General features: G+C 71.9%; 22 protein-coding genes and 2 tRNA genes. 7 read left to right on the forward strand and 17 right to left on the reverse strand.

The genetic code is table 11. The features are described 5' to 3' along the window. Positions 1 to 44 precede the first annotated feature (44 nt). Positions 45 to 566: a hypothetical protein gene (locus ABTZ54_RS26965; protein WP_351667872.1), complete on the reverse strand. Its 522-nt coding sequence runs from the start codon at positions 564 to 566 to the stop codon at positions 45 to 47. A gap of 198 nt (positions 567 to 764) precedes the next feature. Here ABTZ54_RS26965 and ABTZ54_RS26970 point away from each other — a divergent pair, with 198 nt between their 5' ends. After that, complete coding sequence (locus ABTZ54_RS26970; protein WP_351667874.1) at positions 765 to 1,154, forward strand: CBS domain-containing protein; 390 nt, start codon at positions 765 to 767, stop codon at positions 1,152 to 1,154. A 66-nt stretch (positions 1,155 to 1,220) separates the two neighbouring features. Here the strand turns inward: ABTZ54_RS26970 and ABTZ54_RS26975 are convergent, their stop codons facing one another. Beyond that, positions 1,221 to 2,672 carry a catalase gene (locus ABTZ54_RS26975; protein ID WP_351667876.1) on the reverse strand — a complete coding sequence of 484 codons (1,452 nt, stop codon included), beginning with the start codon at positions 2,670 to 2,672 and terminating at the stop codon, positions 1,221 to 1,223. A 153-nt stretch (positions 2,673 to 2,825) separates the two neighbouring features. Between ABTZ54_RS26975 and ABTZ54_RS26980 the strand changes: the two genes are divergently transcribed. Beyond that, entirely contained in the window at positions 2,826 to 3,245 is a 420-nt protein-coding gene (locus ABTZ54_RS26980; protein ID WP_351667878.1) for a Fur family transcriptional regulator, read from the forward strand. Between the two features lie 128 nt (positions 3,246 to 3,373). Here the strand turns inward: ABTZ54_RS26980 and ABTZ54_RS26985 are convergent. The 4 genes from ABTZ54_RS26985 to ABTZ54_RS27000 all read right to left on the reverse strand — a co-directional run bounded on the left by ABTZ54_RS26985 (position 3,374) and on the right by ABTZ54_RS27000 (position 8,743). After that, positions 3,374 to 3,447: transfer RNA gene (locus ABTZ54_RS26985), tRNA-Met, on the reverse strand. 73 nt (positions 3,448 to 3,520) lie between these two features. Continuing rightward, positions 3,521 to 5,449: a tetratricopeptide repeat protein gene (locus ABTZ54_RS26990; protein ID WP_351667880.1), complete on the reverse strand. Its 1,929-nt coding sequence runs from the start codon at positions 5,447 to 5,449 to the stop codon at positions 3,521 to 3,523. Positions 5,450 to 5,652: 203 nt separating this feature from the next. Next, positions 5,653 to 5,726: transfer RNA gene (locus ABTZ54_RS26995), tRNA-Met, on the reverse strand. 47 nt (positions 5,727 to 5,773) lie between these two features. After that, the gene (locus tag ABTZ54_RS27000) at positions 5,774 to 8,743 is read right to left on the reverse strand and encodes a UPF0182 family membrane protein (RefSeq protein WP_351667882.1); all 2,970 of its coding nucleotides are present in this window, start codon (positions 8,741 to 8,743) and stop codon (positions 5,774 to 5,776) included. A 186-nt stretch (positions 8,744 to 8,929) separates the two neighbouring features. Here ABTZ54_RS27000 and ABTZ54_RS27005 point away from each other — a divergent pair, with 186 nt between their 5' ends. Beyond that, the gene (locus ABTZ54_RS27005; protein ID WP_351667884.1) at positions 8,930 to 9,484 is read left to right on the forward strand and encodes a PPA1309 family protein; all 555 of its coding nucleotides are present in this window, start codon (positions 8,930 to 8,932) and stop codon (positions 9,482 to 9,484) included. Positions 9,485 to 9,511: 27 nt separating this feature from the next. Here the strand turns inward: ABTZ54_RS27005 and ABTZ54_RS27010 are convergent, their stop codons facing one another. The 4 genes from ABTZ54_RS27010 to ABTZ54_RS27025 all read right to left on the reverse strand — a co-directional run bounded on the left by ABTZ54_RS27010 (position 9,512) and on the right by ABTZ54_RS27025 (position 12,744). Further along, complete coding sequence (locus ABTZ54_RS27010; RefSeq protein ID WP_351667886.1) at positions 9,512 to 10,600, reverse strand: YlbL family protein; 1,089 nt, start codon at positions 10,598 to 10,600, stop codon at positions 9,512 to 9,514. Positions 10,601 to 10,643: 43 nt separating this feature from the next. After that, positions 10,644 to 10,883: a hypothetical protein gene (locus ABTZ54_RS27015; protein WP_351667954.1), complete on the reverse strand. Its 240-nt coding sequence runs from the start codon at positions 10,881 to 10,883 to the stop codon at positions 10,644 to 10,646. A 171-nt stretch (positions 10,884 to 11,054) separates the two neighbouring features. Next, a complete protein-coding gene (locus tag ABTZ54_RS27020) occupies positions 11,055 to 11,528 on the reverse strand; it encodes a molybdenum cofactor biosynthesis protein MoaE (RefSeq protein ID WP_351667888.1) in 474 nt (157 codons plus the stop codon). 106 nt (positions 11,529 to 11,634) lie between these two features. Continuing rightward, positions 11,635 to 12,744, reverse strand: coding sequence for an SDR family oxidoreductase (locus tag ABTZ54_RS27025; protein ID WP_351667890.1), 1,110 nt, complete (start codon positions 12,742 to 12,744; stop codon positions 11,635 to 11,637). 211 nt (positions 12,745 to 12,955) lie between these two features. Between ABTZ54_RS27025 and ABTZ54_RS27030 the strand changes: the two genes are divergently transcribed. Beyond that, positions 12,956 to 14,380, forward strand: coding sequence for a zinc-dependent metalloprotease (locus ABTZ54_RS27030; protein WP_351667892.1), 1,425 nt, complete (start codon positions 12,956 to 12,958; stop codon positions 14,378 to 14,380). After that, positions 14,377 to 14,901, forward strand: coding sequence for an NUDIX hydrolase (locus ABTZ54_RS27035; protein ID WP_351667894.1), 525 nt, complete (start codon positions 14,377 to 14,379; stop codon positions 14,899 to 14,901). The genes ABTZ54_RS27030 and ABTZ54_RS27035 overlap by 4 nt, the downstream gene beginning before the upstream one ends. A gap of 80 nt (positions 14,902 to 14,981) precedes the next feature. On the opposite strand, the gene ABTZ54_RS27040 is transcribed toward ABTZ54_RS27035, so the two are convergent. From ABTZ54_RS27040 to ABTZ54_RS27055, 4 genes are all read right to left on the reverse strand, one after another. Beyond that, entirely contained in the window at positions 14,982 to 15,737 is a 756-nt protein-coding gene (locus tag ABTZ54_RS27040; RefSeq protein ID WP_351667896.1) for an AIM24 family protein, read from the reverse strand. Between the two features lie 17 nt (positions 15,738 to 15,754). Then, a complete protein-coding gene (locus tag ABTZ54_RS27045; RefSeq protein WP_351667898.1) occupies positions 15,755 to 16,435 on the reverse strand; it encodes an AIM24 family protein in 681 nt (226 codons plus the stop codon). Positions 16,436 to 16,449: 14 nt separating this feature from the next. Next, positions 16,450 to 18,054, reverse strand: coding sequence for a TerD family protein (locus tag ABTZ54_RS27050; protein WP_351667900.1), 1,605 nt, complete (start codon positions 18,052 to 18,054; stop codon positions 16,450 to 16,452). Between the two features lie 115 nt (positions 18,055 to 18,169). Beyond that, on the reverse strand, positions 18,170 to 18,745 hold the full coding sequence (locus ABTZ54_RS27055) for a M48 metallopeptidase family protein (RefSeq protein ID WP_351667902.1): 576 nt from the start codon (positions 18,743 to 18,745) through the stop codon (positions 18,170 to 18,172). Positions 18,746 to 18,932: 187 nt separating this feature from the next. Here ABTZ54_RS27055 and ABTZ54_RS27060 point away from each other — a divergent pair, with 187 nt between their 5' ends. Both ABTZ54_RS27060 and ABTZ54_RS27065 read left to right on the forward strand, forming a co-directional pair. Next, on the forward strand, positions 18,933 to 20,057 hold the full coding sequence (locus tag ABTZ54_RS27060; protein ID WP_351667904.1) for a TOMM precursor leader peptide-binding protein: 1,125 nt from the start codon (positions 18,933 to 18,935) through the stop codon (positions 20,055 to 20,057). A 38-nt stretch (positions 20,058 to 20,095) separates the two neighbouring features. Further along, positions 20,096 to 21,481, forward strand: a complete 1,386-nt coding sequence (locus tag ABTZ54_RS27065) for an ABC1 kinase family protein (RefSeq protein WP_351667906.1) — start codon at positions 20,096 to 20,098, stop codon at positions 21,479 to 21,481. A 15-nt stretch (positions 21,482 to 21,496) separates the two neighbouring features. On the opposite strand, the gene ABTZ54_RS27070 is transcribed toward ABTZ54_RS27065, so the two are convergent. From ABTZ54_RS27070 to ABTZ54_RS27080, 3 genes are all read right to left on the reverse strand, one after another. Next, positions 21,497 to 21,679: a hypothetical protein gene (locus ABTZ54_RS27070; protein ID WP_351667908.1), complete on the reverse strand. Its 183-nt coding sequence runs from the start codon at positions 21,677 to 21,679 to the stop codon at positions 21,497 to 21,499. Between the two features lie 118 nt (positions 21,680 to 21,797). After that, positions 21,798 to 22,121: a putative WhiB-interacting protein gene (locus tag ABTZ54_RS27075; RefSeq protein WP_351667910.1), complete on the reverse strand. Its 324-nt coding sequence runs from the start codon at positions 22,119 to 22,121 to the stop codon at positions 21,798 to 21,800. Further along, positions 22,118 to 22,486, reverse strand: a complete 369-nt coding sequence (locus ABTZ54_RS27080) for a WhiB family transcriptional regulator (RefSeq protein WP_351667912.1) — start codon at positions 22,484 to 22,486, stop codon at positions 22,118 to 22,120. The genes ABTZ54_RS27075 and ABTZ54_RS27080 overlap by 4 nt, the downstream gene beginning before the upstream one ends. Positions 22,487 to 22,490 lie beyond the last annotated feature (4 nt).

Below are 22,490 nucleotides of genomic sequence, written 5' to 3' on the forward strand. Positions count from 1 at the left end.
GGTTCAGGGGTGTCGGGCGCCGGGGAGGCGGCGGGTCCCGCGGGTCAGTAGAGGTCCGAGTAGATGATGTCCCGCGTGGTGTTGGTGAAGCTGCGCGCCTGGATGCTGGGGAAGCTGCCGCACTGCCGGTCGGTGTACCAGATGCTGAGGCCCATCTCGTTGGTCACCTGGAGGCAGGCGTACGCGCTGGAGCCCTTGTTCCAGCCGCGGGAGGAGCACTCGCGCCCGTCGGCTGCGTAGACGACGAGGCGGCCGTCGTTGCGCATGACCGCCTTGCTGCCGCAGCCGACCGTGTTCGAGGCCCACTTGGGCGTGGCGCGGGACCAGTCGCCCGCGTTGTCGGTGCGGTAGAAGACCAGGTTGCCGTCGCCCTGCATGATCAGCCGGGAGTAGGAGGTGCTGACGTGCCAGCCCGGGTAGAGCGGCTCGTCGCCCCAGATGGTGTGGGTGCCCGGGTCGTACGCGGCCTGCGCCGTGCCCGATCCCGCGAGCGTCCCGGTCATCGCAAGGAGCCCGGCCGCCACGGCCCCCGCCGTCCTGCGCAGCGCCTTCTTCACGATCGTCATCCCCGTCGCCTTTCTGTTCTTCCTGCTTGCGTGACGATCATCGGCGGCGGCGATAGACAAACGATGAACGTCCGCTCAGGAGTGCTCCCCTCCGCACCACGCGCGCCCCCTTGTTGGGCGCGCGAGCCGGTGCCACCCTGGGACTCCCCCCACTTGTGAACTTGTGAAGGAGTTCACCGACAGGAGGTGGTCCCCTCCATGCTCGTCCGCGACGCCATGAGCACGGTGGTCCTCACCATCGGCCCGGCCCATACCCTCCGCCAGGCGGCCCGTCTGATGTCGGCGCGCCGCGTCGGCGCCGCCGTCGTCCTCGACACCGACACCTGCGGGCTCGGCATCCTCACCGAGCGCGACATCCTCAACGCCATCGGCCGGGACCGGAATCCCGACCACGAGACCGCCGACGCCCATACCACCCGGGACGTCGTCTTCGCCGCCCCCACCTGGACGCTGGACGAGGCCGCGGAGGCGATGACCCGCGGCGGCTTCCGGCACCTCGTGGTCCTGGACGACCACGGTCCCGTCGGCATCGTCTCCGTACGCGACATCATCCGCTGCTGGCTGCCGGTGCACAGCGCCGTCGGCTGACGCGAGAGGGCCGGACGCCCGTACGGATACGGGGGTCCGGCCCTCTACTGCCCACGGCAGGCGCTCTCAGCCACGCAGGGCCTGGACCGCGGCGTCGAGCCGCTTGCCGAAGTCACCGTCCGCCTTGCGGAAGTTGCCGATCGCCCGCTCGGCGATGTCGTCGCGCGAGACCTTGGCGATGAAGCCCGCCAGGTTCTCGATCAGACGGCCCTTCTCGTCCTCGGACATCAGGCGGTAGAGGTTGCCCGCCTGGACGAAGTCGTCGTCCTCGGCGTGCGAGGGGGCGGCGTGGTCGCCGGTGAGGCCGGAGACCGTGGCGGCCGCCCACAGCGGGCGGTCGGTCTGGTACGGGCCGCCGAAGCTGTTCGGCTCGTAGTTCTTCGCGCCGCCGTGCCGGCCGTCGTAGAGGAAGCCGTCGCGGGAGTGGGTGCGCGCCTCGGTGGCGTGCGGGCGGTTCACCGGCAGGTGGTCGGCGTTGATGCCGACGCGGTAGCGGTGGGCGTCGCCGTAGGCGAAGAGGCGGCCCTGGAGCATCTTGTCCGGGGACGGGCCGATGCCGGGCACGAAGTGCGCCGGGGAGAAGATCGACTGCTCGACCTCGGCGAAGACGTTCCGCGGGTTGCGGTTGAGCTCCAGCGTGCCGATCTCGATCGGCGGGTAGTCCTCGTGCGGCCAGACCTTGGTGAGGTCGAACGGGTTGAAGCGGTAGCCCGCCGCGTCGGCCGCGGGCATGATCTGCACCTGCACGGTCCAGGTCGGGAAGTCGCCGCGCTCGATGGACTCGCGCAGGTCGCGCTGGTGCGAGTCGGGGTCCTCGCCGGCCAGCCTGTTGGCCTCGGCCTGGGTGAGGTTCTTGATGCCCTGGTCGGTCTTGAAGTGGTACTTGACCCAGAAGACCTCGCCGGCCTCGTTGTTCCACTGGAAGGTGTGCGAGCCGTAGCCGTTCATGTGGCGGTACGAGGCGGGGATGCCGCGGTCGCCGAAGAGCCAGGTCACCTGGTGCGTGGACTCGGGGCTCAGCCCCCAGAAGTCCCAGACGTTGTCCGCCTCCTGCGAGCCGCTGTACGGGTCGCGCTTCTGGGTGTGGATGAAGTCGGGGAACTTGATGGCGTCCTTGATGAAGAACACCGGGGTGTTGTTGCCGACGAGGTCGTAGTTGCCCTCCTCGGTGTAGAACTTCAGCGCCCAGCCGCGCGGGTCCCGCACGGCGTCGGCCGCGCCGAGGTTGCCCGCGACGGTGGAGAAGCGCAGGAAGGTCTCGGTCTGCTTGCCGACCTCGGAGAGGAACGCGGCCCTCGTGTACGCCGTGACGTCGGCCGTCACCGTGAACGTGCCGTAGGCACCCGCGCCGCGCGCGTGGACGACGCGCTCCGGGATGCGCTCACGGTTGAAGTGGGCCAGCTTCTCCAGGAGCAGCTGGTCCTGGAGCAGGACCGGTCCGCCGATGCCCGCGGTCTCGCTGTTCTGGTTGTCGGCGACCGGCGCCCCTGCCTCGGTGGTGAGCGGTCCCTGCGTCACGTGCGCCTCCTGCGTCGGTCCTGCGGCAAACCTGCGAGCCCTGTCCTGAGCTTTTCCGTAACCGATCCTACAATGGACAATGTCTAAGTCAAGCTCACTTCCAAAGTCACACCTGTTCGGGACACGGCTCCCCCGACTGTTAGGCTGACCCCCATGAGTGACCTGTTGGAACGACTGCGCGGCCGCGGCTGGCGGATGACCGCGCAGCGGCGTGTCGTGGCGGAGGTCCTCGACGGGGATCACGTGCACCTGACCGCCGACGAGGTCCATGCCCGCGCCGTGACGAGGCTGCCCGAGATCTCCCGGGCCACCGTGTACAACACGCTGGGCGAGATGGTGACCCTCGGCGAGGTGCTGGAGGTCGCGACCGACGGGCGCGCCAAACGCTATGACCCGAACGCCCACCGGCCGCACCAGCACCTGGTCTGCGGCCGGTGCGGCGCGATCCGCGACGTGCACCCGGCCGGCGACCCGCTGGCCGACCTGCCGGCCGCGGAGCGCTTCGGCTTCACCATCTCGAACGTCGAGGTCACCTACCGCGGCATCTGCCCGAGCTGCGCGACCTCCGCGTAGACACGGACGCGCGTACGAGAAGAGCCCCCGCCTGGACCGGCGGGGGCTCTTCTCGTACCGGACGCACGCCTCCCGGGAACGCCGAAGGCCCGTATCCGTTTCCGGATCCGGGCCTTCGTGCTACTGAGTAGCGGGGACAGGATTTGAACCTGCGACCTCTGGGTTATGAGCCCAGCGAGCTACCGAGCTGCTCCACCCCGCGTCGGTGAACACAACCTTACGGGACCGTTCGGAGCAGGGCAAATCAATAGTCCGAGTGACGCCTGTGACCCGCGTTACGCCGTGAGCTCCTGGTGCAGCGCCTCGCTGAGCCGGGCCGCCCGCTCCGCCACCTCGGCCGGACCGAGCTCCACCGCGCGGTCGCACCAGCGCCGCCCCTCGGTCAGCTCCCCGCGCCGCGCCGCGAGCAGCGCGAGCCGCAGCGCGGCCCGGCCGTGCCCGGCGTGCGCGGCGCGCGTCCACCACAGGGCCGCCTCCCGCTCGCCGCCCTCGCGGGCGAGCAGCAGCCCGAGGTTGAAGGCGCCGTTGCGGGAGCCCGCCTCGGCCGCCTCCCGGTACCAGCGGGCGGCCTCGGCGACGTCGCCGCGCCCCGCCGCGAGCATGCCGACCCGCACCTGGGCGCGCCGGTGGCCCTGCTGCGCGGCCCGCTCGTACCACTCCTCGCACTCGCTCTTCTCCTCGCGCGGCGCGCCGAGCACCGGCGGGCCGGGCGCGGGGCGGCGCGCGTCGAGGACCGAGGCGAGCCGGAACGCCGCCTCGGCGCTGCCGCCGCCCGCCGCGCACCGCAGATGCCGCTCGGCGCTCTGCTCGTCGCCGTCGCGCAGGCAGGCGATGCCGACCTGGAGCGCGGCCTCGGTGTGCCCGGCCGCCGCTGCCCGCTCGTACCAGCTCAGCGCCGTACGGTCGTCGTCGCGGCCCGCGTGGAGGATGCCGAGGTTGAAGGCGGCGTCGACGCTGCCGGCCTCGGCCGCCTTGGAGAACCAGGGCTCGGCGCCCCCCGCGTCACCGGCCTGGAGCAGCAGCACGGCGAGCGCGTTGGCCGCCTCCCGGTGACCGGCGTAGGCCGCGCGGCGGTACCACTGCTCGGCCTGGGTATTGCGCTCCTGGGCGGCGCAGAGCAGGCCGAGGTTGTAGGCGCCGTTCACGTCGCCCGCGTCCATGGCGGCGCGGTACCAGCGCTCGGCGGTCTGCTGCTCCCCTCGGGCGGCGTGCAGCGCGCCGAGCGCGTTGGCGGCGTTGCCGTCGCCGTCCTGGGCGGCGCGCAGCCACCACACGGCGGCGCTCTCCTCGTCGCCGGCGTCGCGCAGCAGGAAGCCCAGCGCGCAGGCGGCCTTGGCCTCGCCGTCCTTGGCGGAGGTCAGATACCAGCGCCCGGCCTCCTTGAGCTCGCCGCGCTTCTCCAGGAGGACGCCCAGGTGCAGGGCGGCCCGCCGGTGCCCGCGCGCGGCGGCCTGCCGGAACCACTGCTCGGCCTCGGTGAGCCCGCCCTTCGGCGCGGCCGCGCCGTCACCGGTGGGGACGGGTCCGTCGGCCGCCGTCCGCAGTCCGGTGGCGGTGTCGTACGTGTGCGGGCCGCGCACCGGCTCGGTCGCGCGCCGCTCCAGGGAGAGGGCGAGACGGTAGGCCGCCTCGCGGTGTCCCTGCTCGGCGGCGGCGCGCAGCCAGCGCTCGGCGCCGACGTCGCTGCGGTGCTCAAGCAGGTCGGCGAGGGCGTAGGCGCCCAGCGCGTGGCCCTGCTCGGCGGACTGGCGCAGCCAGTACTCGGCGCCGGGCTCGTCGCCGCGCTCGCGGTGGTGCCGGCCGAGGGCGTGCGCGGCGGGCGCGGAGCCCGCGACGGCGGCGACCCGCCACCAGCCGGCGGCCTCGTCCGGGTAGCCGCGCTGGTGCAGCAGCACGCCCAGGTTGTTCGCGGCGGCGCGGTCGCCCTCGGCGGTGGCGCCGCGCAGATACGGCTCGGCCGCGTCCAGGTCGCCACGGCGCAGCAGCAGCGCGCCGAAGACGCTCATCGACGCGGCGTCGCCGCTCTCGGCGGCGCGCCGGTGACGGGCCTCGGTCTCGGCCTCGGTCTCGTGTTCGGCGGTGGTGTCGACGGTCTCATCGACGGCCCCCGCGGCCTCGATGATCTCGTCTGCGGCGTTCCTCGCGTGCCGCTGCACAAACCGCCCTGTCTCCAACAGAGTTGCCCTGTCCCCCATAAATACCATCGTCGCACCACCCGCAACCCGCGTACACCTGGTATAGCTCAGCCGGTGAGGTCACTTCAGCGTTTTGTCGACATGCCCACAGGGAGACAAGTCAAACACGGATCGCTCCAACTCGCCCCCTCCGTACCGCTCTTCGGGGACGCCGACCGCCCCGGGACATGACGAAGGCCCGAATCCTGATGGATCCGGGCCTTCGTCTTCAGTAGCGGGGACAGGATTTGAACCTGCGACCTCTGGGTTATGAGCCCAGCGAGCTACCGAGCTGCTCCACCCCGCGTCGGTGAATACAACCTATCACGACGCGGGGGTGGAGCCTGACCACCGTCAGCCGCCGGGGCTCGCCGGCGGGCTCGCCGAGCTGCTCGGGGTGGTCTTCGGCGCGGGCTTGGCGCCCGGCGCGGGGCTCTGCAGCTTCGCCCCCGCCTCCGCCGCGCGCTGGAGCGCCTGCTGGAGGGCGTCCTGCGCCTTGCCGTACGCCGCCCAGTCCTGCTTCTGGAGCGCCGCCTCGCCGTCGTCGTACGCCTTCTGCGCGTCCGCGATGGCCTGCTTCAGCTCGGCGTCGTTGGACGTCGGCTGCGTCGGCTGGGTCGGCTTGGTCGTGCCCGGCGGCTGCGTCGCCGGCGGGGTGCTCTTGTCGACGCCGAAGACCGCGTTGAGGGCGGCCGTCAGGTTGTCCTCGAACACCGTGGTGTCCTTGGTGGTGTCCCCGTCCGGCTGGTCCGCGTCCACGTAGGACACCGCGACCTTCTTCAGCAGCGGGTACTGCGCGTTGCGGCCCTGGGCGTACACCGGCTCGACGTAGAGGAAGCCTCCGTCGAGCGGCACCGTCAGCAGGTTGCCGTAGAGGATGTCGGAGTCGGCACCCTTCATGTCCCGGACGAAGGTCGCCACGGACGGAAGGCTGTTGAGCTTGTTCTGCACCTGCTGGGGTCCTGGGACGTCCGAGGTGACTCTCAGCAGCCTTATCTTGCCGTAGTCCTTGCTGTTGGCGTCGGCGTCCACCGCCATGAAGGCGCCCAGGTTGGGCCGGCCTGCCGGGGTGAACGTCGTCGTCAGCGAGAACTGCTCGGCCGACTCCCCGGGCATCTTCATGCTCAGGTAGTACGGCGGGACCGCGTTGCCGTCCTTGTTGGTCGGGTCGTCCGGCACCTGCCAGGCGTCCGAGCCGCTGTAGAACTGGGCCGGGTCCTGGACGTGGTAGCGGGTCAGCAGCTCACGCTGGACCTTGAACATGTCCTGCGGGTAGCGCAGGTGCTTCATGAGGTCGGCGTCGATCGCCGAACGGTCCTTGACCGTGCCGGGGAAGGCCTTCATCCAGGTCTTGAGGACGGGGTCCTTCTCGTCCCACTGGTACAGGTTCACCGTGCCGTCGTAGGCGTCGACGGTGGCCTTCACCGAGTTGCGGATGTAGTTGACCTGGTTCTGCTGGGCGACGACCGCGCGCTGCTGGTTGCCGACCGTCAGGGAGTCGGCCGTGGTGTCGCCGAGCGTGGTGCGCGAGGCGTACGGGTAGCCGTTGGTGGTGGTGTACGCGTCGACGATCCACTGGATGCGCCCGTCCACGACCGCCGGGTAGGCGTCGCCGTCGATGGTCAGCCAGGGGGCGACCGCCTCGACGCGCTCCTTGGGCGTGCGGTTGTACAGGATCCGCGAGCCCTCGCCGATGGCCCCCGAGTAGAGGATCTGCGGCTCGCTGAAGGCGACCGCGTAGGCGGCACGGTTGAACGTGTTGGAGAGGCTGACCCCGCTGTTGCCCTTGTAGCTGGTGGTCTTCTCGCCGTTCGCCTCGTAGTCGAGCTCCTTCTGGGGCCCGCCCACGATCGAGTACTGGTCGGTCTTCTCGCCGTAGTAGACGCGCTGCTCGTACGGTCCGAGCATGCCCGTGGTCGGCAGCCCCGACTCGGTGAAGATCGGCGAGCCGTTGGCGTCCGTCTGGGTACCCGTGGCCATGATCGCGCCGTAGCCGTGGGTGTAGGTGAAGTGGTCGTTGATCCAGTTCCGCTTCGGGATGCCCTTGATGTTGAGCTCACGCAGGCCGACGACGGTGTCCTTGCCCTGGTAGCGGTCGACATCGAGGGTCAGCGGGAACTGGTAGTACTTCCGCTTCTGCTCCAGCTGCTGGAAGGTCGGCGACACGATGTTCGGGTCGATCAGCCGGTAGCTGGCCGCCGTGTCGGCGTCCGCGCGGAGCTGGTCCTTGGCCTTGACCGTCGACTTGCCCGAGTAGTTCTCCGGCTCGGTGGAGTCGATGTCGTACGCCTTGCGCGTGGCGTCGATGTTCTTCTGGATGTACGGCGCTTCCTTGGCCTGCTCGTTCGGCTGGACCTGGAACTTCTGCACGATGGCCGGGTACAGGCCGCCGATCAGGATCGCCGAGAGCACCATCAGGCCGAAGCCGATCACCGGCAGCTGCCAGGTGCGCCGCCACAGGGTGGCGAAGAAGAGCAGCGCGCAGATGACCGCGATGCAGAACAGGATCGTCTTCGCCGGAAGGTAGGCGTTGGCGTCCACGTAGCGCAGGCCGGTCCAGTTGCCGGTGGCCTTGAAGTCGCTGGACTTCACGGCGAGGCCGTACCGGTCCAGCCAGTACGCCACGGCCTTCAACGACACGAAGACGCCGAGCAGCACCGACAGGTGTCCGGTCGCCGCCGCCGTGGCGCGCGCGCCCGGGCTGGTGACGCGCAGTCCGCCGTACAGGTAGTGCGTGAGGGCCGCCGCGATCAGCGAGAGCACCGTGGCGCCGAAGCCGAAGGCGAGCAGGAAGCGGTACCAGGGCAGGTCGAAGGCGTAGAACGCCACGTCCAGCTGGAACTGCGGGTCCTTCTGCCCGAAGGAGACCCCGTTCACCCACATCAGCCAGGTGCGCCACTGACCGGAGGCGGAGGCGCCGGCGATCAGGCCCACCAGGGCCGTGACGGCGAGCAGCACCCACTTCTTGAAGGGGGCGAGTCCCATCCGGTAGCGGTCGAGGCTCTGCTGCTCCAGCGACATCGCGCTCAGCGGCGGGCGGAGCCGGTACGCCAGCCAGATGTTCAGCCCGACGGCCAGTGCCATGAGCAGACCGAAGACCGCGAAAAGGCCGATCTTGGTCCACAGTGTGGTGGTGAACACGGACGAGTAATGGACGGAACGGAACCAGAGCCAGTCCGTCCAGAATCCCGCGAACATCACGAAGACCATGGCGAGGACGGCCAGCACGCCCAGGGTCATGAGCAGCGTACGGGCCCGCCGGGACGGCCGGCCGACTCTGATCCTTGGCCCGGACGGGCCTGTGCCGCCTCCGCGGTCCGGCATCTGGAAAGCCAACGTGCGCCCCTCGAGGTTGATGCGTCGATAAGCAGGCTCCGCGATCGTAGAGCCCACTGGTGCAACTTACTGAGGCTTTACCGAGTTCCCGACAAGGCCGTCGTTCCGGTCTTCCGGTCCTCCGGGAAATGGGCGCGGCGGAACTTCGGAGGAAGAGGAGGCAGGATGTTGTCCATGTCCAACGTTTCCCCCTCCGGCCCCCAGATGGCCGCGAGCCCCCTCACCCGCGCCGTGCTCGAGATCGACGAGTACGCGTCGGGCCTCGGCTGGGACCAGCCGGCCCGTCTCTTCGCCCTGGTCGACACCGCCAAGCTGCGCGCCCAGGAGCCCAGGCTGGCCTCCCAGCTCGGCCTCGCGGGCGGCACCGTCGCCGGCTACACGCCGATCGAGCAGGACCAGCTGCCGCCCGGCAAGGCCCTCGACGACTTCCTCGCCACCATCGCCTGGCCCGACGCGGTCGCCGGCTGCGCGCTGACCGTGGAGCGGCTCATGCTGCCGCCGTCCGCCGAGGCCGCCGTGCCCAAGGACCTGGGCGGCGCCCCGCTCGCCAAGTGGGTGGCCCGGCACCCGGACCGCCAGGAGGTCCGGATGACCGTGGCCGTGCTGCGCGACGGCTCCCGCGAGACGGCGATCCGGCTGCGCGAGAAGGACTCGCCGAACGAGGTGCTCACCGGGCCCGACCTGGTGCCGGGCCTCGCGGAAGCGCTGTCGGCGACCTTCGCCTCGTAACGGCCGCCGGTCCCGGGTCGTCGGGGTTCAGCTCTTGGAGCAGCTGGGCAGGGACGCGGTGTCGCCCTTGCGCAGCTTCTCCAGGGCCTTGGTGGCGTCGTCGATGGTGCCCACCTTGATCAGGGTGAGGCCGTCGGGCGTGTCGGCGGCCGCGGCCGCGCAGTTGTCCGCCGGGGTCAGGAAGTACTGGGCGCCCGCGTCGCGCGCGCCGACCAGCTTCATCTCGATGCCGCCGATCGGGCCGACCTTGCCCTTGTCGTCGATGGTGCCGGTGCCCGCGATGAACTTGCCGCCGGTGAGCGACTCCGGGGTCAGCTTGTCGACGATGCCCAGCGCGAACATCAGGCCGGCGCTGGGGCCGCCGACGTCGGCCAGGTTGATGTCGATGGTGAACGGGAAGACATGGTCGGTGCCGGCCTGGATGCCGACGATGGCCCGGTCGCCCTCCTTCGACTTGGCGGTCGTGATGACCACCTTCTTCGTCGTCGTGGCGTCCTTGTGGGCCTTCTCCGCGGCGGCCGCCTCCTTGGCGGGGACGATCGTGAACTCGACGTCCTGGCCGGGCTTGCGCTTGGTGACCTGCTTGGCGACGTCGCCCGGCTCCTTGACGGCCACGCCGTCGACCGCGCGGATCACGTCACCCGCGTGCAGCTTGCCCTCGGCGGGGGTGTCCTTGACGACGGTGGCGACGACGACCCGGGTGGTGACCGGGATGCCCAGCTCCCCGAGGGCGGCGACCTTGGCGCTCTCCTGGGACTGGCTGAACTCCTCGGCGTTCTCCTGGCTCGACTGCTCCTCGGTCTTGCCGTCCGGGTAGAGCGTGTCGTGCGGGACGACCACGCTGTCGTGGGCCAGCCAGCCGTAGACGGCCTCGACCGCGTTCATGTTGTAGTCCGCGCCGGTGACACGGACCGTCGTCATGTTGAGGTGGCCGGTGGTCGGGTAGGTCTGACGACCCGAGATCTGGAGGACCGGCTCCCCGCGCGCGTCGCCGAGGGTGTTCACCGTCGGACCGGGGCTCATCTCCGAGTACGGCACCGGGATGAGAACGCCCACGCAGAGCAGCGTGATCAGGACCAGGGTGGAGGCGAGCATCGTCGCGGTGCGGCGTGGCATGGAACGACAGTACGGGACCGGCCTGTGAGTGCGCCTTCGGGGATCAGCCGGTGGTGGTGCCGGCGGCCGGGGCCGGAGCGGCGGCCGCGGGGGCCGTCTCGTGCTCCGGGCGGGCCGAGGGGGACGCGGTGGTGTGGGACCGCTCCATGGCGTCCCTGAACCGCGCGTAGCCCGCGAGCTCGGCGACGTCCCCGATGGTCTTGTTGCGTGAAGCCCAGCTTCCCCATATCGCCGCGCCGACGACTGCGAAAAGCGGAATCAGCAACCAGGCGAGCGCTGCCATCCCGTCCTCCCATCCCCAGTGGTCCCCAGTGAGTTGATCAGCAGATTATTCATCCGCGGAATCAACGCTCACGCCTGGGGGGCGGTTACGCAAATCGGGGCGTTCGACTACAGGTCGTCGGCGTGGCTCCTTGCCACGGCCCGCTCACTCCTCGTGTCGTTCGGCACGGCTTCAGCAGGCGCCGACCCACTCCTCGGTGCCGTCCGAGAAGGTCTGGTGCTTCCAGATCGGGACCTCGTGCTTGAGGTCGTCGATCAGCTTGCGGCAGGCCTCGAAGGCCTCGCCCCGGTGCGGGCAGGAGACGGCGACGACGACCGCGATGTCACCCACACGGAGGTCACCCACCCGGTGGACGGCGGCCAGGGCGCGGACCGGGTAGTCGGCCACGACCTTCTCCGCGACCCGGCGCATCTCCGCCTCGGCGCTGGGGTGGCAGGAGTAGCCCAGGGCGTCGACGTCGGCACCGCCGTCGTGGTTGCGCACCGTGCCCACGAAGAGGGTCGTGCCGCCTGCGGCGTCGTCGCCGACCGCGCGGACGACCTCGTCGACCGAGAGCGTGGTGTCGCGGATCGCCAGGAGCCTGATCGGGTCGTCCGCGCCCAGCTCGCCGGGGTGGTCGCTCGGATGGGCGTGCGTGTGTGCCATGCCCTCCATCGTGCCGCACGGCACGGACAGCGCGTAATAGCGTTTTCGACCGGCGGCGCCGACCCTCCGTAGGAGGGTCCTACAGGGCGCGCCCATGGGGAGCCGCCTACAGCCCGCGCCGCTTCCGCATCTGCCGGACAAGGGCCGCCGTGCCGAGCAGCGCCACCGTCGCACCGGCCGCGCCCGCCGCCGTCGCGTCCTTGCGCCCGAGCCGGCGTCCGGCGACCGTGTGCCGGCCCTGGACCTCCTCCAGGAGCGCGGCGAGCACCTCCTCGTTGGTCCACTGCGGCCGCCACCCGGCGTCGTGCAGCCGCCCGACGCTGACCACCCAGGGGTGCATGGTGTACGCCAGGTCGCCCGCCGGGGACGGGGTGAGCCCGATCCGGTGCAGCCGGGCGGCGGCGCCGAGGGCGACGGCCGAGGGCAGCTCCATGCGGCGGATGCCGGACAGCTCCTCGACCTCCTCCTGTTCCAGCCACCCTTCGCAGCCGACCGCGAACTCGCCGTCGACCTTCTCTAGGGCCGCGTACTCCAGCGCGCTGACCAGGTCGTCCACATGGCAGAACTGCCAGGTGGGGCGGGATCCGGCGACGACGAGGAGCCGGGGCGACTCGAAGTAGCGGGTCAGCGCCGTGTCCGTGCCGCCGATCAGGACGGCGGGCCGCACCACGGTCACGTTGAGCCCGGGGTGGGCGCGCGGGGCGCGGCGGCCCAGGCGCTCGATCTCCAGGAGGTCGCCGACGCCCGTGGCCTCGGCGGTGGCGCGCAGCTCGGCGTCCTCGGAGAGCGGGATGTCGTTGTCGGGCAGGGCCCCGTAGACCATCGTGGAGGTGCAGAGCACCACCCGGTGCACCCCGGCCGCGGCGGCGGCGGTGAGCACGGTCTGCGTGCCGCGCACGTTGTAGGCCGTCCGGGCGGCGGGGTCGGTCTCCAGGTCGAGGTCGACGGCGAGGTGCACGACCACGTCCGCGCCCCGCAGCTTCTCGGCGATGGCCGGATCGCGTACGTCGAGGATGTGCCACTGGGCCTCGGACACCTCGCCCCGGCGCTCGTCGATGGCGATGACCTGCTTGATCTCGTCGGACTCGGCGAGGCGCCTGGTCAGGAGGTCGCCGACGCCTGTCGCGGCACCGGTGACCGCGACGACGGGCCCGCGCGCGGCGGACCTGGCCGAGTGGTTTCGCGCTGCGCGAACCTGAGGATCTGGGGAACTCACCGGGCGTCTCCAGCGGTTGTCTTCAGTACGTACCCGAATGACGCGTACGTACCAGGTGGCGTCCATCCTGCCGCAGCCCACGGCCCGGCGGAGCACCGAGCCCGGATCCGGCGCGGATGTCTACGCTGGTGGTGTGTAGTCGGGGAGGCGAGCCGAGCCGAGAACCCGCCGTCGGACGAGAAGCCGGCGGCCCTACGAGCCGAGGAAACCTGTGAGTGACACCCCATTCGGATTCGGCCTTCCGCCGGAGGAGCCGGAGAACGGCGACGAGGGCAAGAAGAAGGACCCCGCCGGAGGTGGCCAGGGGTCCGGTGGCCAGGGCGGCGACCCGTTCGGTTTCGGCGGGCTGCCCGGCATGGGCGGCCCCGGCGGCCCCGGCGGCGCGGACAACCCGTTCGCCGCGATGTTCGGCTCGCTGAACCCCCAGGACCTGGGCGCGGCCTTCCAGCAGCTCGGCCAGATGCTCAGCTACGAGGGCGGCCCGGTCAACTGGGACATGGCCAAGCAGATCGCCCGCCAGGTGGTCGCCCAGGGCACTCCCGACGGCGTCAAGGACGCCAGTGTCGGCCAGGCCGACAAGGCGGCGGTCGAGGAGGCGGTACGCCTCGCCGACCTGTGGCTGGACGAGGCGACCTCGCTGCCCTCGGGCGCGAACACGGCGGTGGCCTGGAGCCGTGCCGAGTGGGTCGAGGCGACCCTCCCGGCCTGGCAGCAGCTGGTCGACCCGGTCGCCGAGCGGGTCGGCACGGCCATGGGTGACGTGCTGCCGCAGGAGATGCAGGCCATGGCCGGCCCGCTGATCGGCATGATGCGCTCCATGGGCGGCGCCATGTTCGGCCAGCAGATCGGGCAGGCCGTGGGCGCGCTCGCGGGCGAGGTCGTCGGCTCGACGGACGTCGGTCTGCCGCTCGGCCCGGCCGGCCGCGCGGCGCTGCTGCCGCTGAACGTCGAGGCCTTCGGCAAGGACCTGGGCGTCCCGGCGGAGGAGGTCCGGCTCTACCTGGCCCTGCGCGAGGCCGCCCACCAGCGCCTCTTCGCGCACGTGCCGTGGCTGCGCTCGCATCTGTTCGGCGCCGTCGAGGGCTACGCCCGTGGGATCAAGGTCGACACCTCCAAGCTGGAGGAGGCGGTGGGCCAGCTGGACCCGACCCACCCCGAGCAGCTGCAGGAGGCACTCCAGCAGGGCATGTTCCAGCCGGAGGACACCCCGGAGCAGAAGGCGGCCCTGGCCCGGCTCGAGACGGCGCTCGCGCTGGTCGAGGGCTGGGTGGACGCGGTGGTCCACGAGGCCGCGAAGTCCCGTCTGACCTCGGCGGACGCGCTGCGCGAGACGCTGCGCAGGCGCCGGGCGACGGGCGGCCCCGCGGAGCAGACCTTCGCCACCCTTATCGGCCTTGAGCTGCGTCCGCGCCGGCTGCGGGACGCGGCCCGGCTGTGGGCCTCGCTCACGGACGCGCGCGGGACGGACGGCCGGGACGCGCTGTGGGAGCACCCCGACATGCTGCCGACGGCGACCGACCTGGACGACCCGGACGGCTTCGTCCACCGGGAGCACCTGGACTTCTCCGAGCTGGACAAGATGCTCGGCGAGGCCGCCAAGGGCGACGCCCCCGAGGACGGGGACGGCAAGGAGTGAGCCTGTACGACGACGCGGTCCTCGTCCTGAAGGGGTACGAGGACCAGCCGGAGCTCCGTGACGTCTATCTGGCGCATCTCGCGGAGCACGAGGACGGCATGTACAAGCCCTGCGCGGCGGGTCACCTCACCAGCAGCGCGCTGGTGATCGACCCCTCGCGCGGGCGGGTGCTGCTCACGCTGCACAAGAAGCTGAACATGTGGCTGCAGATGGGCGGCCACTGCGAGCCGGGCGACCCGACGGTCGAGGCGGCGGCGCTGCGCGAGGCGACGGAGGAGTCCGGCATCGCGGGTCTGACGCTGCTGCCGGGCGGTCCGGTGCGGCTCGACCGGCATCCGATCCCGGCGCCCTGCCACTGGCACCTGGACGTGCAGTACGCGGCGCTGGCCCCGGCCGGGGCGGAGGCGGAGATCAGCGAGGAGTCGCTGGACCTGCGCTGGTTCGCGTACGACGAGGTGGCGGGCGTGGCGGACACCTCGGTGGTGCGGCTGATGGAGCGCACGCTGGCGCGGCTCGCGTAACCGCGAGCGAGAGGCATGGGTAAGGGGCGGTCGCCATGGCGACCGCCCCTTACCCATGCCCGTGACGGGGGTGCCGTGCGTCAGCTCCAGGCGTTGTTCTGGTTCTGGGCGTGGGCGCCGTGCTGGCCGACGCCGTACTGGGCGGCGACGCCCTGTCCGATGGCGGCGTGCTGCGGCGGCATGACCTCGCTGGGCTGGACCAGGGCGTAGCCCTGGCCGAGGAAGCTGAGCTCCCAGCCCTCGCCGGTGCCGCCCCGGCGGTGGCGGACACCGGAGTTGTGCGTCTGGGCCTGCATCTGCACCCGCAGCCCGGTGGACCAGGCGACGATGGCGTCCGCGTCGACGCTGACGTACCGGTCGGGCGTGACCTGCATCATCAGCGGCTGGCCCGAGGTCATCAGGGCGACCTTGCCGCGGCCGGAGACGTTCAGCTGGTACTTGCCGGTGCCGGAGACCCCGTACTGGCTGTCGACGGCGATGACCTCGGTGTGCAGCGTCGAGTCGAGGGCGAGGACGTACGAGCTGTCGACGGTCAGGCCCTCCTGCTCGACCTCGACCACGTGGATGTTCTGGGCGAGGTTGGCGAAGTAGACCGTGCCCTGGCCGGAGCAGCGCATGAGGTCGAGGCCCTCACCGGTGCGGGCGCGGGCCCGGCGCTGGTTCGCGCTCTGGTACTCGCCGTCGAAGTCGACGAGCCCCTGGTAGGCGACCATCGCTCCCTTGCGGGCCAGGATGTCGTCCTGGCCACCGAGGGTGACCCGCAGCAGTTGCGGGTTCTGGACGACGTACCGCTCCTGGCTCTGCTGTTCGGCGTGGTTGAAAAGCGGGCTCTGCATGGTGTTCTCGCTCCCCCTCAGCCCCGGGCCCGCAGGCGGTCGGTGCTGTCCTCGCTCGGCTGTACGACGACGATGCCCTGGCCCGAGAAGGCCATCTGGAAGGCCTCGCCGCTGCCCCGCCCGATGAGGGAGGAGGCCTTGAAGCTGCGCTTGCCCTTGACCTTGAGCGCCGGCGACCAGGCGACCAGGGCGTCCGGGTCGACGTAGGTCTCGTCCTCGCCGCGTCCGCAGTCGACGACGATCGGCGTGCCGCGCGAGGTGAGCGCGACCCAGCCGGTGCCCGAGACCTGCACGTTGAACAGGCCCTGGCCGGCGAACTTGGCGAGGCCCTTGACCCGCTCGACGCCCCACTGGAGGTGCGCGTCGAAGGCGAGCAGGTTGCTGCCGTTGACCGAGAGGGCCTCGTTGTTCAGGTTGACGACGAGGACGTCGGCGCCGTAGTCGGCGAGGTAGAGCAGTCCGTCGCCCGAGCACTTCATGACGGGGGTGCCCTCGCCGGTGAGCCACTCCCGGCCGATCTGGCGGACGGCCGGCGGGTTGGGCTCGTAGCTGATGAAGCCCTCGTAGGCGACCATCGAGCCGGTGCGCGCGTAGAGGTCCTGGCCGGTGGCCATGGCGACCTTGAGCATGGAGCGCCCGTGGTTCTCCATGCGGGCCGTGACGGGGGTCGGGGCGTAGCCCGCGAGTTGCTGGTTCATGGTTCCGGGCTCCCTCAGACCTCGTAGGGCTGGACGACGATGAAGTTGCCGGGGGCGCCCCGGAACTGCAGGTTCACGGTCTCGCCGCTGTGCCCGGGGTACGCGTTGCGGCGCAGCCGGACCTGGCTGGAGAGGATGACCTGGGAGCCGGACGACCAGGCGACGACGGCGTTGCAGTCGGCGAAGGTGGTCGGCGTGACGGGCAGGACGACGGGGACGCCGTGGGTCTTCACGACGACGGTGCCGGTGCCGTGGAACTGCATGGTGAACAGGGCGCCGCCGGGGATGCCGTGGCCCTCGACGCGCCGGACCTCGTACTGGAGCGACTCGTCGAAGGCGAGCACGTTCTCGGCGGAGACGCAGATGCCGTCGCCCTGGAGCTCGATCGGGTGCAGATGGGCGCCGTTCTCGGCGAGGAAGACCTGGCCGCGGCCGGTGCAGCGCATCAGCTGCATCTCCTGGCCGGTGGCGTTGCCGACGATCCGGCCGGCGAATCCGGCTCCCTTGTAGGCGAAGTCGACCTTGCCCTGGTACATGACCATGGAGCCCTGGCGGGCGAGGACGGGGGCGCCGCCCGTGCCGAGGTCGACCCGCATGAGCTGCTGGTTCTGCGAGGTCCAGCGGGCGCCGGTCGCGGTCTCCTTGTACGGCGAGAGCGCGGCGGCGAGCCCGGCGCCGGTGGCCGGGGCGCCCTGGGGAACGCCCTGCGGCGCGAACTGGCCCGGGACCTGCCCGTACTGCGGCTGCCCGTACGGGGCGGGGGCCGGCTGGCCGTACGGCGCGGGCGGCGGGGTCTGGCCGGGGACCTGGCCGTACTGCGGGGGCTGCGGGGGCTGTCCGTACGGCGCCGGGGCGGGCGCGGGCGGGGCCGGGGCGGGCGCGGGGGCCGGGGGTGCCAGCGGCGCGACCATCGTCGGCGCCGCGTGCATCGGCGCGGGGGCCGGGGCCGGGGCGGGCGGGGCGCCGAAGGCGGGGGCCGGGGCGGGCGCCGGGGGTGCCGCGGGGGCGCCGAAGGCGGGCGGGGCGGCGGCCTGCGCGGGCGGGGCGAAGCCGGGGGCGGCGGCGGGGGCCTGCGGCGCGGCGGGCTCCTCCTCGGCGACCTCGCCGCCGAAGTTCCTGAGCAGGGCCTCAAGGCCGCCGTCGAAGCCCTGGCCGACGGCGGCGAAGCGCCAGACGTCCTTCAGATAGAAGTCGCCGAGCATGACCGCGCGCTCGGTGGAGAACTCGGCGCCGGTGAAGGCGTAGCGGGCGACCTCCTCGCCGCCCGCGACGATCCGGATCCAGCCGGGGCCGACCTGGGACATCTGCCCGGCGCCGTCGATCGTCGCGGTGAACGACAGCTTCTGGATGTGCGCGGGCACCCGGTCGAGGGTGACGCGGAACGACTCGGTGTCGCCGGCCTGCGCGCCGAGCAGCTGGATGGACTCCTCGGGCGACTTCGGCTGGTTGAAGAAGACGAAGTAGCGGTCGTCGGAGAGGCGCTCGTCCGCGTCGAGGCCGAAACAGCTGATGTCGAAGCTCAGACCGGGCGCCGCGATCTGCACGCCCACGTACAGATCGGTGCCCGCCGTGAGATCACTGATCTTGGCCTTGTGGCCGCGTTGGAATTCCCTGGCCATATGTGACGACCGTCCCCCATCCCGATTCACGATTGCGTCGCGCCAGGCTAACGGCTGACCGTGACATCGGGGCAGGCCCGTATGCGTTCGGTACAGAATCGGAGCACGGCCGGAATCAGTCCTCGCGTGCGACCGGCGGATGCGGCAGCCGGCCGGCGGCGACCACGCCCTCCAGATAGCCCCGGGCCCGCTCGGTGCGCGGATAGGACTCCAGGAGCCGCCAGAAGCGCGGCCCGTGACCGGGCACCAGGAGATGGGCCAGCTCGTGGCAGAGGACGTAGTCGACGACGTACTCGGGCATGCCCTGGAGCCGGTGGGAGAGGCGGATGCTGCCCTCGGAGGGGGTGCAGGAGCCCCAGCGGGTGTTCTGGTTGGTCACCCAGCGCACGGAGCTGGGGCGGGCCCGGCCGTCGAAGTACTGCTCGGCCAGGCGCTCGGCGCGCTCGATCAGCTCCCGGTCGCCGAGGACGCCTCGGCTCTCCTGGGCCGCCAGCTTGTCCAGCATGACGGTGACCCAGCGCTGCTCCTCCGCCTCCGACATCCGGGCGGGGATCAGCACGACGGTCCGGTCGCCCTCGCGGTAGGCGGAGACGGTTCTGCTCCGGCGGGAGCTTCTGCGGACCTCGACCGCGCTCGTCCCCGGGCCGCGGGGCGGATCGCTTGTCACGCTGCTCTGTGGGTCGGCCGGCACGGCCCCGACGTTACCCGCTGGCGGTGCGGGAAGTCCCGCACCATTCAAATGATTAATGCCACGACCCTGTGGACAACTTTTCGCACCGCGTGCGCCGCACGGGCAATCTGACATCGAGGGAAGCACGGCGAAGCACTGGAAGTACGACGAAGAAAGATCATTTACGGATTCACGGGGGGACGTGATCATGCATCCGATGGTCAAACCGGCGCTGCGGCGCGCCTGGCGCAATCTGCGGTACGTGCAGTTCGGGGTGACGCCCGCGCACGCGGTCGTCCTCGGCCCGGTCGACACGACCACCGGCAGTCTGATCGGCCTGTTCGACGGGACCCGGGGGACGGAGCTGCTGCGGGCGGAGGCCCAGGCCCTGGGGCTGCGCGAGGGACACCTGGAGGAGCTGCTCGGGCGGCTCGCGGCGGCCGGTCTGATCGCCGACGCCTCGGTGCGGCGGGCGGACCCGGCACTCGACCCGGTGCGCGCGGACCTGGCCTCGCTCTCCGTCGTCCACCGCGCGCCGGACGGGCCCGCCCGCGTGCTGTCCGCGCGGGCGGCCCAGCGGGTCCAGGTCCGGGGCGCCGGGCGGGTCGGCGCGGCGGTGGCGGCCCTCCTCTCGGCGGCGGGCGTGGGCCGGGTGGACGTCCTCGACTCGGGGACGGTCGCGCCGTGGGAGGTGTCACCGGGCGGGCTGCCCGCCGAGGCGGTCGGCGAGCGCCGCGCGGTGGCGGCCCGGCGTCTGGTGGGGCGCTCGGCTCCCGGCGGACGCCCGCCGAGGGAGGTTCGTACCGGACCGGGTGACGGCGGCGGCGAGCCCGGACTCTCACTCGTGGTGGTGACGCCCCGGGACGGCCTCGGGGCGTACGTGCCCGACCCGCTGCCGGCCGAGGACTGGCTCGCCACCGGCACACCCCATCTGTACGCGGGGGTCCTTGAGGCGACCGGCGTGGTGGGCCCGCTGGTGCTGCCCGGGAGCACGGCCTGCGCCGGCTGCGTGCAGCGGGAGCGGTGCGACCGGGAGCCCATCTGGCCGCGGCTGCCCGCCCAGTGGCGTTCCGGCGCCCCGCATCCGCTGCCGGCCTGCGACGTGGCGCTGGCCTCGGCGGTCGCGGGTCTGGCGGCGGCGCACGCGCTGGCCTTCCTCGACGGCGATCCGCCGTCCAGCACGGGGGCCCGCTGGGAGGTGTCGCTGCCGCTGCTGGAGTGGCGCGGCGAGCCGGTGCGGGCGCATCCGGCGTGTCCGTGCGGGGCCTGGCGCGCGCGAAGGGGGGAGCATGCCTCAGCGGCGGGAAGGGCGCAGGACACAATGGCCGGGTAGGGCCTGCCCGGCACGGCAGTCTGGGACTTGGAGGGCGCATGTCTGATCTTCCCCGGAAGGCGGTCACCCGGACCGCCAAGTTGGCCGCGTTGCCGCTCGGCTTCGCGGGCCGGGCCACCTGGGGCCTGGGCAAGCGGATCGGCGGGAAGTCCGCGGAGCTCGTCGCGCGGGAGCTCCAGCAGCGCACCGCCGAGCAGTTGTTCAAGGTGCTCGGCGAGCTCAAGGGCGGGGCGATGAAGTTCGGGCAGGCGCTGTCCGTCTTCGAGTCGGCCCTCCCCGAGGAGGTCGCCGGACCCTATCGGGCGGCGCTCACCAAGCTGCAGGAGGCGGCGCCGCCGATGCCGACGCGCACGGTGCACGCGGTGCTCGCGGAGCGGCTCGGTGAGGAATGGCGGGAGCTGTTCCTGGAGTTCGAGGAGAAGCCCGCGGCGGCGGCCTCGATCGGCCAGGTGCACCGGGCGGTGTGGCACGACGGGCGCGAGGTCGCGGTGAAGGTGCAGTATCCGGGGGCGGGGGACGCGCTGCTCTCGGACCTGACCCAGCTGAGCCGCTTCGCCCGGCTGCTCGGCCCGCTGATCCCGGGCATGGACATCAAGCCGCTGATCACGGAGTTGCGCGACCGGGTGGCGGAGGAGCTGGACTACGCCCTGGAGGCCGAGGCGCAGCGGGAGCACGCGGAGGAGTTCGCGGACGACCCGGACGTGGTGGTCCCCGCGGTGGTGCACCAGTCGGAGCAGGTCCTGGTGACGGAGTGGATGGACGGCGTCCCGCTCTCGGAGGTGATCGCGCACGGCACGCCGGAGCAGCGGGACCGGGCGGGGCAGCTGCTGGCCCGCTTCCTCTTCTCCGGGCCCGCGCGCACGGGTCTGCTCCACGCCGATCCGCACCCGGGCAACTTCCGGCTGCTGCCCGGTCCGGTCGGGGACGAGGACGGCGAGCCGGAGGGGTGGCGGCTGGGGGTGCTGGACTTCGGCACCGTGGACCGGCTGCCCGGCGGGCTTCCGGAGACGATCGGCACCTGTCTGCGGATGACCCTGGCCGGGGACGCGGAGACGGTCTACGAGCTGCTGTGCGGGGAGGGCTTCGTGAAGGAGTCCATCGCGCTCGACCCGGACGAGGTCCTGGAGTATCTGCTGCCGATCATCGAGCCGGCCGAGGCGGACTCCTTCGTCTTCACCCGCGGCTGGATGCGCGCCCAGGCCGCCCGGATCGCCGATCCCCGCTCCCCCGCGCACCAGTTGGGCAAGCAGCTCAATCTGCCGCCCTCGTATCTGCTGATACACCGGGTGACGCTGAGCACGATCGGGGTGCTGTGCCAGCTGAACGCGACGGTCCGGCTGCGGGACGAGCTGACCGCCTGGCTGCCCGGCTTCGCGGAGCCGGAGGCGGGGACGGAGGCAGGGACGGAGACGGAGAGGGAGTAGCGGCCGGGCCCGCGCTCACCACCAGGAGGAGTCGAGGCGGCCCTCGATGGACCTGATGTGGGCGCGGGCGCACTCCTCGCAGAGGTAGTGGCGGGTGCCGTTCTCCACCGAACAGGTCCAGGTGAGGGGCAGCTCCCGGGCGGTCCTGCCACAGCGGGCGCACACGTAGGCGGCCTCGGGGGCCGGGGCTTCGTTCACCTTCGTGACGATAACCCGACGAGCGCCCCGCGGCAGGGCAACGCACCGCGGGGGCCGGTCCGTTCGGACCGGCCCCCGCGGTGGGTTCCTACTGGCTGCCGCCTGGCTGCTGCCTGGGTCAGTGCATGACGGCCATGGCGAGCGCGCGGCGGGCGCGCATCGAGACGCGCTCGGCGCGCCGCTGCATCCGCCGGGCGGCGACCAGGCGCACGGCCTGGCGTTCCGCGTCGGCTTCCCGCAGGCGGTCGTGCATATGGGCACGGGCCAGGGCTTCTGGGATGAGTTGCATCTCACGGGTCCTGTTCTGACGCGAGCGGTTCGCGCCGAGGATCGAAACGTCTGGAGTCGCGGAGCCGGAGGGCTCGTGGGCGGGCGAGGTCATCGGGGCCTGCTTCTGGGGATCGTGCGTGAGGGGGCGGTCGATGGTTCCGGTGACGTTCATGCCGCTACCGGGTTCTTGCGCGGACGGCCACGGGGCCGCTTGCGGGCCACGACCACACCCTGGACGAAGAGCTCGCCGCCCCAGACGCCCCAGGGCTCCCGGCGCTCCTTGGCGCCCGCGAGGCAGGCCGCCATCAGCGGGCAGGTCCGGCAGAGCGACTTGGCGTACTCGACATCGGCCGGGGACTCGGCGAAGAAGACCTCCGGGTCGAAGGAGCGGCAGGGGACGGGCACGCCGAGGTTCTCGATGGCGTCGTCGAGCGCGGTGAGCGCGGTGAGGGGGGTCAAGGTGGAGTCCTCCGTGAGGCCGGGCGGGGGGATCGTTTCGGAAGGCGGTACGGACGGGGCGTGCGCTTCGAGTTGCACGGGT

Source organism: Streptomyces sp. NPDC094032 (assembly GCF_040303965.1).
Lineage (GTDB): Bacteria > Actinomycetota > Actinomycetes > Streptomycetales > Streptomycetaceae > Streptomyces.

What these genes read in the sequence shown, in the direction of transcription:
- ABTZ54_RS26965 (WP_351667872.1), bottom strand. Translation starts at nt 566, where the DNA reads ATGACGATCGTGAAGAAGGCGCTGCGCAGGACGGCGGGGGCCGTGGCG.
- ABTZ54_RS26970 (WP_351667874.1), top strand. Translation starts at nt 765, where the DNA reads ATGCTCGTCCGCGACGCCATGAGCACGGTGGTCCTCACCATCGGCCCG.
- ABTZ54_RS26980 (WP_351667878.1), top strand. Translation starts at nt 2,826, where the DNA reads ATGAGTGACCTGTTGGAACGACTGCGCGGCCGCGGCTGGCGGATGACC.
- ABTZ54_RS26990 (WP_351667880.1), bottom strand. Translation starts at nt 5,449, where the DNA reads ATGGTATTTATGGGGGACAGGGCAACTCTGTTGGAGACAGGGCGGTTT.
- ABTZ54_RS27000 (WP_351667882.1), bottom strand. Translation starts at nt 8,743, where the DNA reads ATGCCGGACCGCGGAGGCGGCACAGGCCCGTCCGGGCCAAGGATCAGA.
- ABTZ54_RS27005 (WP_351667884.1), top strand. Translation starts at nt 8,930, where the DNA reads ATGTCCAACGTTTCCCCCTCCGGCCCCCAGATGGCCGCGAGCCCCCTC.
- ABTZ54_RS27010 (WP_351667886.1), bottom strand. Translation starts at nt 10,600, where the DNA reads ATGCCACGCCGCACCGCGACGATGCTCGCCTCCACCCTGGTCCTGATC.
- ABTZ54_RS27015 (WP_351667954.1), bottom strand. Translation starts at nt 10,883, where the DNA reads ATGGCAGCGCTCGCCTGGTTGCTGATTCCGCTTTTCGCAGTCGTCGGC.
- ABTZ54_RS27020 (WP_351667888.1), bottom strand. Translation starts at nt 11,528, where the DNA reads ATGGCACACACGCACGCCCATCCGAGCGACCACCCCGGCGAGCTGGGC.
- ABTZ54_RS27040 (WP_351667896.1), bottom strand. Translation starts at nt 15,737, where the DNA reads ATGCAGAGCCCGCTTTTCAACCACGCCGAACAGCAGAGCCAGGAGCGG.
- ABTZ54_RS27045 (WP_351667898.1), bottom strand. Translation starts at nt 16,435, where the DNA reads ATGAACCAGCAACTCGCGGGCTACGCCCCGACCCCCGTCACGGCCCGC.
- ABTZ54_RS27050 (WP_351667900.1), bottom strand. Translation starts at nt 18,054, where the DNA reads ATGGCCAGGGAATTCCAACGCGGCCACAAGGCCAAGATCAGTGATCTC.
- ABTZ54_RS27060 (WP_351667904.1), top strand. Translation starts at nt 18,933, where the DNA reads ATGCATCCGATGGTCAAACCGGCGCTGCGGCGCGCCTGGCGCAATCTG.
- ABTZ54_RS27065 (WP_351667906.1), top strand. Translation starts at nt 20,096, where the DNA reads ATGTCTGATCTTCCCCGGAAGGCGGTCACCCGGACCGCCAAGTTGGCC.
- ABTZ54_RS27075 (WP_351667910.1), bottom strand. Translation starts at nt 22,121, where the DNA reads ATGAACGTCACCGGAACCATCGACCGCCCCCTCACGCACGATCCCCAG.